This is a genomic window from Alcaligenes sp. PF14 (assembly GCF_037150615.1).
GTDB classification, from domain to species: Bacteria; Pseudomonadota; Gammaproteobacteria; order Burkholderiales; family Burkholderiaceae_B; genus Alcaligenes; species Alcaligenes phenolicus.
This window is the reverse complement of sequence record NZ_JBAGRS010000002.1, coordinates 218,672-232,512: the sequence shown is the minus strand read 5'-3', so window position 1 is coordinate 232,512 and position 13,841 is coordinate 218,672. Positions and strand designations below refer to the sequence as shown.

Genomic DNA, 13,841 nt, shown 5'->3' with positions numbered 1-13,841 from the left:
GCGGGCTTGCCCTACAATGACGGCTTTACTACCTACCCCCGCATCTACATGGCCGCTTTGCGTATTCGCCAAGTCCGACTTCATAAAAAACTGTCTCTGCGCAAGCTGGCCGAGCTTGCCCAAGTCTCCCCCGGCCTGATCAGCCAGGTGGAACGCGGTTTGACCCAACCCAGTCTGGATACCCTGCGCCAAATTGCACGTGCGCTGGATACGCCCTTGTTTTCCCTGCTGGATGACAATGTAGAGCAAGTGGCGGTGGTGCGCCAGAACGAGCGCATGAGCATTCAATCCGCTTCGGGCGTGCAGTACCAGCGGGTGTCGCCGGGCTTTGGCAGTATTGAAATGCTGGCGGGCTTCTTGCCGCCGGGAGGAAGCTCGGTCGGGCAGCGCTGGAGCCACCCTGCCGAGGAATGTGTGCTGGTGACTGAAGGCCAGCTGCTGGTCGATGTAGGGGATGATCAGCACTGTCTGCAAACGGGCGATAGCTGTTATTTCAACTCCAGCCTGCCCCATGCCTACCGCAATCCTTACGACACGGATGTGCGCTTTATTGTGGCGATCACCCCACCCAGCTATTAAGCACGAGCACTAGGCGGCGCTGTGCAGCTGGGCCTGGATCAGATCCAGCTCGGTTTCATGGCAACGCTGCAAACGTAGCCAGCGGTTTTCATCCATGTCTGCACCGCGTGTCGCCAGCATGATCAAAATGCAGGAATTCTGATCCAGCGGCTGCACCATGGCGCTGATGCGCGGGGTACGTTGCGTGGCGCTACCTACCCAATAGCGAATCAGCCCTTGCTCGGCCAGAATCTCCACGCTGACATGGGTTTGGCCACCATCAAACAAAGACGTCCCCACCACCAGGCCAGGCTCCACCGTTTCGGTGTCAAAGCAGCCCAGGGACCAGCGTCCCAGCGCATCCAGATCCGCCATATAGTCCATCACGACCTTGGCGGATCGTTCGATACGACGGCTGGCCTGATGAGCCCAGGTTTGGCTATCCATATCCCCTCCTCCTTTACCAACCGGCTTGCAAGGTGTCGCACAAGCGCAGTACATCCTGCTCGGTGCAGACATTACCGGGCGACAGACGCAATACGCCGTCACGCTGATCGCAATAGAGCTCCTGCTCACGCAGCTGATCCACCATAGCCTGAGCGCGCTGGGCACTGCTGGCGCGCAACATGATGCTGCCGCCGCGCTCGTTCTCGGCCAATGGGGTCAGCACGGGCCAATTGGCTTTGGCCGCACGATCCAGCAAGACCGCCGTCAATGCCCGGTTTTGCTCCAGCAGTTTTTCCACGCCGGTTTCCAGCACGAAACGCATGCCAGGCAGGGACGCAATACTTCCCAAAATAGCCGGTGTGCCGTGGTCGAAACGACGCGCGCCATCAGCATAGCTGAACTGGTCCAGATTCCAGTTAAAGGGATTTTCCTGGCTGAACCAGCCGCGAAACTCCGGCTCGCACTGCTCGATCAAATCTGCACGCACATGCAAGAGGCTGGCACCGGACACGCCGCATGCCCACTTCAAGGAGGCCGACAAGGTAAAGGCCACGCCTTCATGCACGGTGAACGGCACCAGCCCGGCAGCTTGTGTCAAATCCAGCGCCATCAGGCTGCCGTGCTCCGTCGCACATTGCGCCATGCGATCCACATCCACCCGGTGCGATGACGTAGAGCTGACCCAGGTCACCAGGGCCAAACCCACACTGTTATCCCAGGCATTGATGAAATCATCGTCCGTCACATAGGACAGGCCCGCACTCAAAGGTACGGTGCGCAAGGTGAAGCCCAGGCGCAAGGCCAGTTTTTGCAACAGGAAATGCAGGCTGGGAAAGCAATCGGCCGCAACCAGCAAGGTACGTCCTTTAAGCACATGCGAAGGCAAAGAACCCAGAATGCTGTAGAGGCCGCCAGTGACGTTTTCACTTAGCGCAATATCCTTGGAATCAGCACCAATCAAACGGGCCCAGGCATCCATGAAAGCCTGTTTCTGGCCCAGAGCGTACCCCCACTGGGCATCGTCCTGCGCCGACCAGACCTGGCTGAACTGATCCAGCTCGGCACGCATGGCCGCTTCCTTGCCCTCGAACATGCCAATGGAGTGATAAAGAAAATATCCGGACATCATTTACTTCCTTGAAAATCAATCGGCCAACTGACGGCCAGAGGTTTCCTGCACCGTGCTCAAAGCCACAATCCCGATCAGCGCCACTACCATCACGTAAAAGGCAGGTGCCATGCTCGAACCGGTCAGGCCCGTCAGCCAGGACGCCACGAATGGCGCCGTCGCTCCACCCAGAATGGTGGCGATGTTAAAGCCCAGCGACACGCCGCTATAGCGCACTCGCGTAGGGAACAATTCGGCATACAAGGGGTAGCCCACGGCCTGCACTACGATGAAGGGCAAAATGGACACGGCCACCGCGATCACCGCCAGCGGGAAACTGCCCCAGGAGGCGACCCACATCGTCACCGGCACCAGCACCAGATAGCCCAGCAAGCCAATCGTCAGCAAGGGTTTGCGGCCAAAGCGATCAGACAGGCCACCGGCAAAAGGCATGATGAAGGCCGAGCACAAGGTGACCAGGGAAATCAGCCAGAACACCGCGGTGCCGTCGTATTTCAGGGTGTGAATCAAATGGGTACTCAGATAGACCACGCCCACGTAGCCTGCTGCATTCTGTGCAAAACCAATGGCAATGACTTGCAAGAGGGGACGGCGGTAATCACGCACAATCAAGGACAAAGGCGAATGCTCGGGGTGATGGCTTCTGAGCATTTCCTTAAAGCGCGGCGAATCCTCGATACGTGAACGAGCCCAGACACACAGAATGATCAGCGGAATGGACAGCAGAAAGGGAATACGCCAGCCCCAATCCAGCATGGCTTCCTTACCCACCAGCGCCGTCACCAACCCCGCGACGCCGGTGGCCAGGGACAAGCCCAAAGTGGCGGCGGCCGGGTTGAACGCGCCAAAGAAACCGCGCTTGCCGGGAGGCGAGCATTCCGCCACATAGGTAGCTGCGCCCGTAATTTCACCACCGGCAAAAAAGCCCTGCAGCAAACGACACAGCAATAGCAAGGCCGGTGCAGCCAGGCCCAGCGTGGCGTAGGTAGGCAACATGCCCATCAAGGCGCTGGCCACTCCAATGCCCACAATCGTGAACATCAAGGCAGCGGTACGGCCATGCTTGTCGCCAAACCAGCCAAAGAAAATACCGCCCAAGGGGCGTGCCAGAAAGGCGCCGCCAAACACGGCCAATGTGGACAGCAAGGCCGCGTTCTCATTGCCGGCGTGAAAAAACAGCACGCTTAGCGTCACAGCCAGGACGCCGTACAGCTGAAAGTCGTAATACTCGATCATGGTGCCCAAACCCGCTGCGCTGGCGGCACGCCACGGCGATACGGGGGCCTCGTCCTGTGGGGACTGTTTCTTGCTCATGTCTCATCCATCCTGATACGCATAATGCGTCTATTCTGTTTAGTGTGGCTAAACAAATTATACGGATGAATATTTCAGCTTTCAATCACTGGGAAAACCCTAAAGGTCGGGGTCTTCGGCCCTGTCCTTGTCCATGGCTTCCTGAACCCAGCGTTGGGCCGGATGCAGACTGATGCCCTGTTGACGCAAGCGCCGCAGAATGTCGAGCATCAGATTGCTGCGCACCCGGCGCTGGACTCGCATGGTATTGATGAAACAACGGGTGCTGAATGCCACCCCATCCCCAAAAATTCCGTCGCAAGACAAGATAGGGGCTGGCTCGGTCAGAATTTCCGGCTCGGACTGCACGGCCTCACGCAAAATCTGCATGACCGCATCCGCGTCCACATCCAGCGGAAACAGCAAGCGGGACTCGATCGCGCCCAAGGAGGTCGGGGTGTAAGTCAGATTACGCACCTGCCGCCCCATCATCTGGGAGTTGGGGACCATGACCATGGTGCGATCAAAGCGCTCAACATAGGTCGCCCGCAAGCGAATCTGGCGCACATTGCCTTCGCTGCCCTCTACCTCCACCCAGTCTCCCACCTTGACGGGACGCTCGACCATCAGCATCAGGCCAGAGGCAATGTTCTGCACAATGCCTCGCAAGCCAAAACCCAGACCCACCGTCAAGGCCGTAAAGATCCAGGTCACCGATTCAATCGGCACACCCAGCATGGACAGGCAGATCACCAACAGAACAAAATAGGCAACGTACCCAACCATGCCCACGATCGCATTTTGCAGGCCCGGCTCCAGCGTGGTGTTAGGCATGTAATTCTGACGCAGCCAGGTGCGCAGAAAATGAATCAGAACACCTCCCACCAGCATCACGCCCAAGGCAATCAGCCACAAGTCCAGGCGCCACTGCACCGCTCCAAGACGCAAGGCCTCACGCGAGACATCCAGTCCCGACTCCAGCATCTGTTTGGGTTCAGTTAACCAATCCCCACTCACCATCCAGATCGCCAGAAGCAACACGCTCATCCGGGCGATAGCAAAAAACACAACAATGAACTGGCTTTGCACGCGAATCGGTGCCGCATCAGGATCACGGCTGCGGTTGTGCAAATAGGCCAGCAAGGAGTCCGAGATGTCCTGCAGCCACACCATGAAGACATAGGCAATCAAGCCAAAGATCAAAGGCATGGTGATGAAGTGGGACATCAAATCATCCGACAAGCCCTGCCACCCACCGATGAACAGCCCAGCGACCAGAATATAGACGGCGACGGCCCCTTTGAAGACCAGGCGCGCCCAGCTACGCGCTGTTCTGACAGAGCCCGGCCCCGACGATTCGGTCTGGCCAAACAGCTCGGCCCGCAGTATCCACAAGCCATAGCCATACAAGACCAGGTAAAGCAGGCTGGTGATGCCATCCATCAAGGCTTGAAACGTGTCTGACGTTCCTATCGAACCTTTGAAAAAGGTCGCCACAATGTCCAGATAGGCAATCAGAAAAAAGGCGAGTGCAAAATAACGCATTCGCCCTTGCGCCTGAGTCGACAAGGGCAGCAAGCGCCAGGAGGCGCGACTCTGGATCAAGATACCTTTCATGGTGGCCAGCACCACCGCCGCCACTGCCGCTCCGAACTTCAAGGTAGCCAGCAGTTCAAACTGCATGGCGCTAATGCCTGGGCGATCGAAGAACAGCTCAATCAACTGATCCACCAGAATCAAGCTGACAAAAAACCACAACAGGAAATTGGCCAGAGTCAGGCTGGAGCGGCGCAAACGCCCTGTCGGTAAATAACGACTGATCCACACCGGCATCAGTCGCAGCAAAACAAACCCCATGATCAGAACGGCGATCACCATCCCGAATGATGCGTTACTTTGCTGCCAGCTCGTGTCTTTCCAGGTTTCACGCCACTGCTGGGCGAAGTCGAACAGTTTTTGCCGATCCGCCGGCCAGGCCTCGCTCAATCCAGGCAGACTTTGCAACAAGACCAGGGAAGCACTGCGTTGCCAGCGCTTGGCATGTTCATAGCGCGCTGTCGCATCCCGCAACAGCTGACCTGTCTGTTCCGTTTCCAGTTGCACCAGGCGTGCTACCCGCAAGTCTGCGCGCAAGGCCGCGTCAGCCCGTCGCAATTGCTGCCGCTCATTATGAAGTGTGGTTTGGTCTGCCTCGTCTCCAGCATCTTCACCCAGCTCCTGCAAGCGCGCCCGCAACAAGCGGCTACGTCGCTCCAGCTTTTGCACGACCCGGCTGGACAGATCGCGCGCATGGGTGAGCTTCTGCTCGAACTCGTAGCTACGTTCGCGTCGTATGGAGGTTTGATTGCCTTCCAGGCGATACTGCAAAAGGCGAACTTCATCTTGCGCCTGCTGCAGCTCCCGCATCAGCTGACGCTCTTGCTCAATCTCGGACAGGGTTTGTGCCTGAGACCCGCCCCCCAGCAGCAGGCCAATAAACAAGAGCAAGACCTGCACACCTAGTCGTAGCGTCTTCATGGCTGTTGTCTCCCTGGGGCCTGCCTGTTGTTTTTATCGAGGTTCAATCATTCAGCAAGGGGTTGCCGCTTTCACTCTGGCTGGCGACCGGTGTATTGGGCAATACCGTCATGGTCTGAGTATGGTGCAACGCCAGACCTTCCTTGCGTAATTCATCCAGAATATCGAACATCAGGACACTGCGTACCCGGCTGCCAATGCGAGGCGAGCTTACATAGCAGGTCGCCGTAAACTGCAAGCCGTTAGCATCAAAGCCGTCCAGCGTCACATCCGGCGCCGGGTCGGCCAGCACGTCGCTGTAGTTCTGCATCACATCCAGCATGATAGAACGTACCCGTTTAGCGTCTGTGTCGATAGGCATATTGATCTTGACCTTCACCACCCCCAAGGGGTTGCTCAAGGTCACATTACGCACGGTTTTGGTGATGAATTCGGAGTTCGGCACGATCAAGGTGGAGCGGTCGAACATTTCAATTTCCGTGGCACGGGCATTGATCTTGCGTACATTGCCCTCTACCCCGTTCAGGCTGACCCAGTCCCCAATTTTGATGGGACGTTCGGCCAATAGAATCAGCCCCGATACAAAGTTCTGCACCACCGCTTGCAAGCCAAAACCGATACCTACCGACAAGGCTGAAATCACCCAGGCCATGCGCTCCAGACCGATTCCGAGAGACGAAATCGCCGTAGCCACCACAATAAAGTAGCCCACATAGCTGAACAGATTAGCAGTAGACACTCGCATACCCGGATCGATACGCGTGGCGGGTAAAAGCTGGTTGGCAACCCAGCGCTGCAAGGCTTTGACAAACAAAATGCCCAGCACCAGAATCAGTACGGCCAGCAGGACCGAGCTGGGTTTTAACTGAACCTGACCTAAAGAAAAACCTTTAACCAAAAAGCCCAAACGACGCTGCAGCCACTGCGTGGGGTCTTCCCCAAAAGGCAGCAAGACCAGGGTAATCGCCGTAATAATCAGGCATAAACGCAATGCTCCGGACAGCACGATCACGATCTGGCTGCTGCCACGCAATTGCGTACTGCTCCATTCATTAGCGGCGCGCTTCTCTTTAAATTGCAGCAAGAGGCTTTGACCGATATCCGCAATCAGTGCGACCAGGACATAGCAGGTGCAAATCACCAGACTCAGCCACAACACCTCTTGCACAATCAGACTGCTCAAGGCGATGTAGCCCAGCAAGAAGGCAATCATCCCTAGCCCAATGACCACACCCAGGGTGATAGGAATGGCGCGTAACCAGGTCGCCCCCTGCTGAACCGAAGCCGTTTTCTGCGGGTCCTCGCCGCCCTCTGGAACGGGGGTCTTCTCACGCCCCTGGCTCAAGTTCCAGGCTGCAATGGCAATAAAGATGCTCAGTGTCAGCGTATTAAAGCTGTTGACCAGCAAGGTAGTGCTGAGCGTGGCGTTGATCAGGCCCAGCAATTGCTGCGACATCCAGGTCAAGGCCACCATGATGCCCAGAGCAATGGGCAACCATGCCAGCTTCAAAGCTACATTGCTGGGGATGGGAGGCAAGCGCCAGCTAGGACGCTGCGCCGACAGGAGCACGCGGCCCATCCCGGTCACAAAGCCACCCAGATACAAGGCGAATACGGACTTGGACACAAAGCTGGACAGATCCGGAGCCAGATTGCCGTTCCAGTAAAACAGCCCTGCCGCCACCGACGCCAGCAAACCGGGCGTCAGGCTGTAGAGCACAATCAAGGCCGTCGCATAAAAAGAGCGTCGCAAGCGCGAGGGCTTGGTGTGGTTGATGGTAAAACGCTCCAGCCCCCGTACCGCCCAGACCGACAAAGCCAGCAAGACCAGAGCCAAGGCTCCTGCCGACCACAGCACATAAGCGGGCAAATCGATTACCCGCTGAGCCAGATCCTTGCGCATGCGTTCAACCCTGGCCAGATCACCGGGCAAATCGCGCGACACATTGCGCCAGAAGCGCGGTGTCAACACGGACTGCGACTGCCGACCCAATTCCGCCTGGAAAATTACGCGGCGCTGCTTGGACACCTGATCCAGGCCTTGTGTTGTTTCCACGCCGATCAAACGGGCCAGCTTGATCATGCCGTCCAGCTCGGTCACCGCCTGCTGCAATTGAGCACGCTGGCGCGCAATGTCCTCGGACTCCCCCGCCGGATCATCCACAGGCCCCAACTGATTCAGACGCGCGGTCACGCTCAACAGCTCAGGCTCCAGACGCACACTCATTTCCTGAGCCTGCTCTTGCGCCAGCAGCAACTGATTGCGCAAGGCAACCAGATCGGAATCGCCCAAGCCATCATTTTTCTGCAAACGGTCCTGGACAGTTTGCAGCGTGTCACGCAATTCATTCAGGGATTCACTGGCCTGCGCAGGCGTCAATGCCACTGTCTCGGCCGTCACAGGGACAGCGGTAACAGCCAGCACCACAGCCAGCAGCCACAAGGACAAAAAAGCACACAGGCGCGAACGGCGAAAAGCGTGCATCAATAAAACTCCGGCTAAACAATGAGGCCCCAAGCATGAAACCGCCAGGGCAGCAGAAAACATGCACAGAATACCGAACTATTGTGGGCTTGGCGCATGAGGTATTCACGAGAACCCTGTTTTTTTAGGCGATAAACGCCCCGAACTGCTCACTTTTCAGGTTCCGGCTCCTTTACTCCCCCTCATCCCCCCTTCTGGCTGAATGCCAAGAAGCAAAAAAAACCGGCCAGAACAGGTGCAAAACACCTACCCCGGCCGGTTATTCTGCCTGCAGGCATCAAGCCTCAGGCCCAGGAACAAGCAGGATTAACGAATCTGCTCCGCCACCATGAATCCGGACGCTCCCGCCAGACCTGGGCCTGGATGGGTGGACGCACCAATGTGGTAGACATTCTTGTACGGTGTAGCGTGAGAGCGAGCGCCATTGCTGGACGCAAAAGGGCGCATCCAGAAGAACTGATCAGGGGAGCAAATGCCCGAGTACGGGTCCCCGCCCACCAGGTTGCAGTTGATGGACTCCAGATCGGCTGGCGACAGCACTTTCTGGCCCACGATTTGTTGCCGCAAACCGGGCATGACGCCTTCCAGTTGGTCAATGATGCGCTCGGCCACGGCCTGGCTGACTTCTTCGGTCCATTTGCCGTCTTCCGGCACGTCGATCTTGCCAGCAGCATCGCCACGTAATTTGGATGGCATGTCCTGCATCTGCATCCACAGTATCCATTTGCCTTCCGGCGCACGGCTGGGGTCCAGCGAGCATGGCTGACCGATAGCAACAGTGAACTTGGCCGGGATCAGGCCGTTATTGGCCTGGGCCACACTCATGCTGACGTCTTCCAGGCTGTCGGACAGGTGCAGCAACGGTACTTTCAGCAGCTCTGGATCGCTCCAGTTAGGCATGCTGTCCAACGCCAGATGAATTTGCATGTCGCCACGGCCAAAGCGGTAGGCATTAGCTTGTTCACGTACTTGAGCGGGCGCGCCCGGCAACAAACGACCATAGAGCTGTGGCGGTGTAACGTTGCACACCACATGGCTGGCTTCGTAGACTTGGCCGCCGGCACGCACGCCACGGGCTTTTTGTCCTTCCAGCACAATTTCTTCCACTTCGGTGTTCAGTTGAATACGGCCACCAGCCTTTTCAATAATGGCGCACAGAGCACGCACCAGATTCTGGCCGCCACCTTTCACCACGGGCATGCCACCGGCCACCACAGCCGCAAAGGTCAGCTTGCCGATCAAGGCCGAGCAGGCGTCGTCAGGGCCCAGGCCCGAGTGCAAGACCCAGGGAGCCATCATGCCGCGCACACGGTCATCTTTCAGTTCACGGTCAGCCCAGCGGCGGAAGGATTCCAGGGACTCGCGTCCGTACTGGACCATGCCGTCCATGCGGCGCTTGCGCCATTGCGAGAACAGCAAACCCAACAAGCCACGGCTGTATGGCTCGGTGCCCAGCAAGCCGAAGGTCAGGCCCGCATCGCGCTCGAACAATTGGCTGCACATGGCACCAAAGGCATCGCCATCACCAGCTTGCAAGCCATTGATACGCTGAATTGAATCGCCCACATCGTGGCGCAGGGCCAGGCCCTTGCCATCGCTGCCCACCACACCGGTGGTATAGCCGTTTTCCAGAAACTCCACGCCCTGGGCGGCCAGATCGTCTTTCAAACGGGCATAGGCAGCGCCGGATGTGAACAAGGGGTACCAGGACGACAGCAACTCATGGGTAAAGCCCGGAAACAGCTCCTCGGTACGGATACACCCGCCCGCGCGGTCGTTACGTTCCAGTACCAGGACTTGCTTGCCCTTTTGCGCCAGCAAGGCGGCACATACTAGGGAGTTGATGCCACTGCCCACCACAATGACGGCATACGATTTTTTATTTGTTGAGTCTGTCATCCCACACCTTTTTAAAATTGCCCTGAACGGGGTCAGGGCTTGTGAACACACAACAAGAAACAGGTGTTCACAAGCCCTGGACATCTTTTACCGCACTTTTTGATTTATGAGCCAGACGACTGCGCCGGCCAGCGTTCAAACCAGTGACGGGGCGACTTGCCCTGCTCTGGCCCGAGCACGGAAAAGCCACCGTCCACGGGCAGATCAATCCCTGTCATCCAGGAAGCCGCGCCCGACACGGCAAACAAGACCACCTGAGCCACTTCTTCGCCGGAACCGACTCGACCCAAAGGATGAACCTGCGCCCCCACCTGATTGGCCAGCTCACGCGAACCACCGCTCATGCGTTCGACGGACGGCGACCAGGTCCAGGCGGGCGAAACCGTCAGCACACGAATCCCCGAGGGAGCCAATTCCACGGCCAAGCTTTTTGTAAATTGCAGGATGGCCGCTTTGGAAGCCGGATACAGGGCGCGTCCGGCCACGCCGAATTTGCCACCTGTACTGCCCATATTGATGATGACCCCACCCTGCCCCATATGCGGCGTGGCTTTCTGGGCCAGAATCGCGCTGGAGATCAGGTTCACATCCAGCGTTTGATGCCATAGCTCCCGGCTGGAAGCCAGGCCTTCGTCCCCGTAGGAACAGGCATTGTTCACCACAATGTCGATGCGGCCAGTTTGTGCCAGGGCGGCCTGCACGCAGGCATCCAGCTGTGCATCATCACAAATATTGGCGGCCATGAACTGGGCCTTGCCTACGGCCTGCAGACGCGCCTCGGTACGCTGACCTTCTTCCTGACTGCGACCCACGATCAGCACCCACGCACCGGCGGCACACAGAGCCAGGGCGATGTCCGCCCCCAGCCCTTGCGTGGACCCGGTCACGATGGCGACCTTACCTTGTAAATTCACCTTCATGTCCTGCTGCATGTGCTTCTCCTACTCTACTTTTGGTGCGCCGAACACCGTCGCCCAATCTTCGTCCCGGTCAATATGAGCAATCAGGCTCATGCTGGCCAGGGAGGCCTCATGGGTCGCGGGGGGAGCACCACAAGCGCTGGCCACCACCGCCACCTCATAGCCCATATCCACCGCATGGCGCACTGTGCTCTCGACTACAGAATGGGTAGCCACACCGGCAATCACCAGACGCTCCACGCCCAAACGACACACCACTGGCTCCAGCGCGGAACCAAAGAAAGCGTTGATACGCGTGTGGTGAACTTCAAACTCATCGGGCAAGGGAGCCAGCCCGTCAAAGAACTGGGCTCCCCAGCTGCCAGTCTGCATGGCGCCGATTCGTTTCACATTGTGCAGAATCGGCGCATTGCACAGCAGGTCGGCATAGTCAGGCCGATAGCCCACCCGTACATGCACAATGGGCACGCCCTGTGCGCGGGCCTGCGCCAGCAAACGGCCTGCGGCCTCGATCAAGGCCTGACGCTGGGGGCTATTGGCCTCTACCCCCACGCGGATCAGGCCATCGGCGTGCAGGACGTCGTTTTGATAATGCAGGGCCAGCAAGGCTGTGTGATGGGCTGCCGACATTAGATGTACACCTGAATAGCGCCGTGAACCGCGTCACGATCCACCAGGTTCACCTGCTTCATGCGCAGTTTCCAGCCACCGCCCTCCTGGGCCTGCAGCTTGTGAATCAGGCTGCCCACACGGTAGACCGGATCCTTGCCACGCCACTCCATGGAGTGGAAGCTGGAACGCACCACCAGATAGCCTTCCGGATCAGTGCCATCAATCATCACATTGCCCAGCACACGGCAGGACTGTGTGATTGGCTGCTGGGACCAGTTGCGGTGGTTTTCCAGACGACGGATACGCAATTCACGCAGCAGCTTGTTTTCCCAGCACAGGGAAATGTGCTCGTAAGGGCTTTCCTGATCGTAGCTGTGAGGAATCCAGTACATGCCCTCCTCGGTCCACAGATCCAGCCATGCTTGCCAGCGACGCTCGTCCAGCAAACGAGCTTCGTGATAGATGAACTGCTCCACTTCACGGATGGCTTCCAGGCTCAGGTTCACAGGCGTGACCTGATCCACGCTGACGTCAAAATCAATATCAAACAACATAAGAATTCTCCTTGGCTCGGACAGCAGCCCGCTTAAGCCTGTGTTGCCGGGGCGATGGGCTCACCAGAAGCCGAACGCACCGTGGCTTTACCACTGTCTTCCGACTGCGCAGGCGCGTCGTACAGACTGGTAGTCATGAAATGCTTCCAGGCGCGGAACTGATTGCGCATGGGCAATTCGCTGGTGCCGTTGGTGGCGACCATACCGCCTTCGATAGGCTTGTCGGTGCCGTCATAGCGGTGCATGCTGATCCAGTCTCCGCCATTGGTCTGGTTACCTTCCTGACAGCGGCCATAGACTTCGATATCGTCCGGCATCACGTTGGACGACGGCGAGTTGATCAGGTTGGCGTACATCAGGCCGCGCTTGTAAATATCATCCGGCGCACCTTTCAGGCGGAACAGCTGGATTTCCACATGAGTGCGGTCCACCGCCACCGGGCGAATCACACGGAACTGCTGGAATACGGTGTGGGGCGAGCCACTGCCGTAAATAATGCTGTTGTGACGGTTCTCGCCCAGAATGTTCAGCGCTTTTTCTTCGCCGTAAGCTTCTTTCAGCGTTTCGTAGTGCGCCTTGGTGATCGGGTCGGTTTCGATGGCACCGGGATTGAAAATCCCTTCCATGTAGCCGTGGCCGTTATCAAAGGCATACAGGTCCAGCTTTTCCCAGAAACCGTAGGGCTCGCCGTTACCGTCCATGATGTGCAGTTCCAGCGGCATGGAGCCGTAGTCTTCGGCCTGCTCGCGGGCTGCCACGTAGGACGACTCGTGCGTCACGTTGGCGTGCATGGTGTCGTGCAGGTTCTCGTAGAACACCTTCCAGTTGGAGGGCTGCCAGACCTTGAAGCTGCCACCGGCCACTTCCACTTCACCCACGGGCGAGCGATCGCACAGATTGTCGATGGAGGTGATGATGGGACCCAAAAACTCTTTCAAGTCCGGGCCGTGGGCGCTTTGACAGGCAAAAACGAAACCACGGTAGCTTTCCACACGAGCCACACGGCGCATGGAGAAATCCGGGTGCTTGGGATCAAAGCAGGTGTTTTCCAAGCCGTTTTTCATCGGAGCGGCCAGATGCTGACCGTCCAGCTTGAACGTCCAGGCGTGGTAAGGACAGCGGAAGAACTTGCCCGCGTTGCCACAGCCATCGGCCACTACTTTCGCACCCTTGTGCGGGCAACGGTTGTAGAGCACGTACACCTTCTTGTCGCTGCCGCGCACCATGATGACGTCCTGGCCGCCCAACAAGGTGGTGTGGTAGTCGCCGGGATTAGGCACCTGGCTGTCGTGGCCGATGTAGATCCAGGCACGGCCATAAATGCGCTCCATCTCCAGACGGAAGATCTCGGGGTCGGTATAGACCGATTTATGTACGCTGTCTCCCCGCACCAATGCGGACAGCTGTTCGTTGCTATAGCTCATCAT

11 protein-coding genes are annotated in these 13,841 nt (G+C 57.8%); 1 reads left to right on the top strand and 10 read right to left on the bottom strand.

Annotated elements, in window-relative coordinates:
* The first annotated feature begins 6 nt into the window (after positions 1–6).
* A complete protein-coding gene (locus WFM49_RS05110; protein WP_009459475.1) occupies positions 7–579 on the top strand; it encodes a helix-turn-helix domain-containing protein in 573 nt (190 codons plus the stop codon).
* Positions 580–588: 9 nt separating this feature from the next.
* On the opposite strand, the gene WFM49_RS05105 is transcribed toward WFM49_RS05110, so the two are convergent.
* The 10 genes from WFM49_RS05105 to WFM49_RS05060 all read right to left on the bottom strand — a co-directional run bounded on the left by WFM49_RS05105 (position 589) and on the right by WFM49_RS05060 (position 13,838).
* Positions 589–1,005 (bottom strand): hypothetical protein, encoded by a 417-nt coding sequence (locus WFM49_RS05105; RefSeq protein ID WP_009459478.1) that lies wholly within the window; start codon positions 1,003–1,005, stop codon positions 589–591.
* A gap of 13 nt (positions 1,006–1,018) precedes the next feature.
* Positions 1,019–2,131, bottom strand: a complete 1,113-nt coding sequence (locus WFM49_RS05100) for an aminotransferase class V-fold PLP-dependent enzyme (RefSeq protein ID WP_009459480.1) — start codon at positions 2,129–2,131, stop codon at positions 1,019–1,021.
* An 18-nt stretch (positions 2,132–2,149) separates the two neighbouring features.
* Entirely contained in the window at positions 2,150–3,448 is a 1,299-nt protein-coding gene (locus tag WFM49_RS05095; RefSeq protein ID WP_336972107.1) for an MFS transporter, read from the bottom strand.
* 99 nt (positions 3,449–3,547) lie between these two features.
* On the bottom strand, positions 3,548–5,944 hold the full coding sequence (locus WFM49_RS05090; RefSeq protein ID WP_336972105.1) for a mechanosensitive ion channel family protein: 2,397 nt from the start codon (positions 5,942–5,944) through the stop codon (positions 3,548–3,550).
* Between the two features lie 43 nt (positions 5,945–5,987).
* On the bottom strand, positions 5,988–8,429 hold the full coding sequence (locus tag WFM49_RS05085; protein ID WP_336972102.1) for a DUF3772 domain-containing protein: 2,442 nt from the start codon (positions 8,427–8,429) through the stop codon (positions 5,988–5,990).
* A gap of 306 nt (positions 8,430–8,735) precedes the next feature.
* On the bottom strand, positions 8,736–10,328 hold the full coding sequence (locus WFM49_RS05080; RefSeq protein ID WP_336972100.1) for a phytoene desaturase family protein: 1,593 nt from the start codon (positions 10,326–10,328) through the stop codon (positions 8,736–8,738).
* A gap of 104 nt (positions 10,329–10,432) precedes the next feature.
* Positions 10,433–11,260, bottom strand: coding sequence for an SDR family oxidoreductase (locus WFM49_RS05075; RefSeq protein WP_254002954.1), 828 nt, complete (start codon positions 11,258–11,260; stop codon positions 10,433–10,435).
* A 9-nt stretch (positions 11,261–11,269) separates the two neighbouring features.
* The gene (locus WFM49_RS05070) at positions 11,270–11,878 is read right to left on the bottom strand and encodes a cysteine hydrolase family protein (protein WP_250756998.1); all 609 of its coding nucleotides are present in this window, start codon (positions 11,876–11,878) and stop codon (positions 11,270–11,272) included.
* Positions 11,878–12,414: an aromatic-ring-hydroxylating dioxygenase subunit beta gene (locus tag WFM49_RS05065; RefSeq protein WP_035268326.1), complete on the bottom strand. Its 537-nt coding sequence runs from the start codon at positions 12,412–12,414 to the stop codon at positions 11,878–11,880. Before WFM49_RS05065 ends, WFM49_RS05070 begins: the two co-directional genes overlap by 1 nt.
* Positions 12,415–12,446: 32 nt before the next feature.
* Positions 12,447–13,838 (bottom strand): aromatic ring-hydroxylating dioxygenase subunit alpha, encoded by a 1,392-nt coding sequence (locus tag WFM49_RS05060; RefSeq protein WP_035268328.1) that lies wholly within the window; start codon positions 13,836–13,838, stop codon positions 12,447–12,449.
* Positions 13,839–13,841 lie beyond the last annotated feature (3 nt).

Excerpts from the sequence above, each read along its gene's own strand:
- WFM49_RS05075 (WP_254002954.1), bottom strand. The coding sequence starts at position 11,260 with ATGCAGCAGGACATGAAGGTGAATTTACAAGGTAAGGTCGCCATCGTG.
- WFM49_RS05100 (WP_009459480.1), bottom strand. The coding sequence starts at position 2,131 with ATGTCCGGATATTTTCTTTATCACTCCATTGGCATGTTCGAGGGCAAG.
- WFM49_RS05080 (WP_336972100.1), bottom strand. The coding sequence starts at position 10,328 with ATGACAGACTCAACAAATAAAAAATCGTATGCCGTCATTGTGGTGGGC.
- WFM49_RS05085 (WP_336972102.1), bottom strand. The coding sequence starts at position 8,429 with ATGCACGCTTTTCGCCGTTCGCGCCTGTGTGCTTTTTTGTCCTTGTGG.
- WFM49_RS05065 (WP_035268326.1), bottom strand. The coding sequence starts at position 12,414 with ATGTTGTTTGATATTGATTTTGACGTCAGCGTGGATCAGGTCACGCCT.
- WFM49_RS05095 (WP_336972107.1), bottom strand. The coding sequence starts at position 3,448 with ATGAGCAAGAAACAGTCCCCACAGGACGAGGCCCCCGTATCGCCGTGG.
- WFM49_RS05070 (WP_250756998.1), bottom strand. The coding sequence starts at position 11,878 with ATGTCGGCAGCCCATCACACAGCCTTGCTGGCCCTGCATTATCAAAAC.
- WFM49_RS05090 (WP_336972105.1), bottom strand. The coding sequence starts at position 5,944 with ATGAAGACGCTACGACTAGGTGTGCAGGTCTTGCTCTTGTTTATTGGC.
- WFM49_RS05105 (WP_009459478.1), bottom strand. The coding sequence starts at position 1,005 with ATGGATAGCCAAACCTGGGCTCATCAGGCCAGCCGTCGTATCGAACGA.
- WFM49_RS05060 (WP_035268328.1), bottom strand. The coding sequence starts at position 13,838 with ATGAGCTATAGCAACGAACAGCTGTCCGCATTGGTGCGGGGAGACAGC.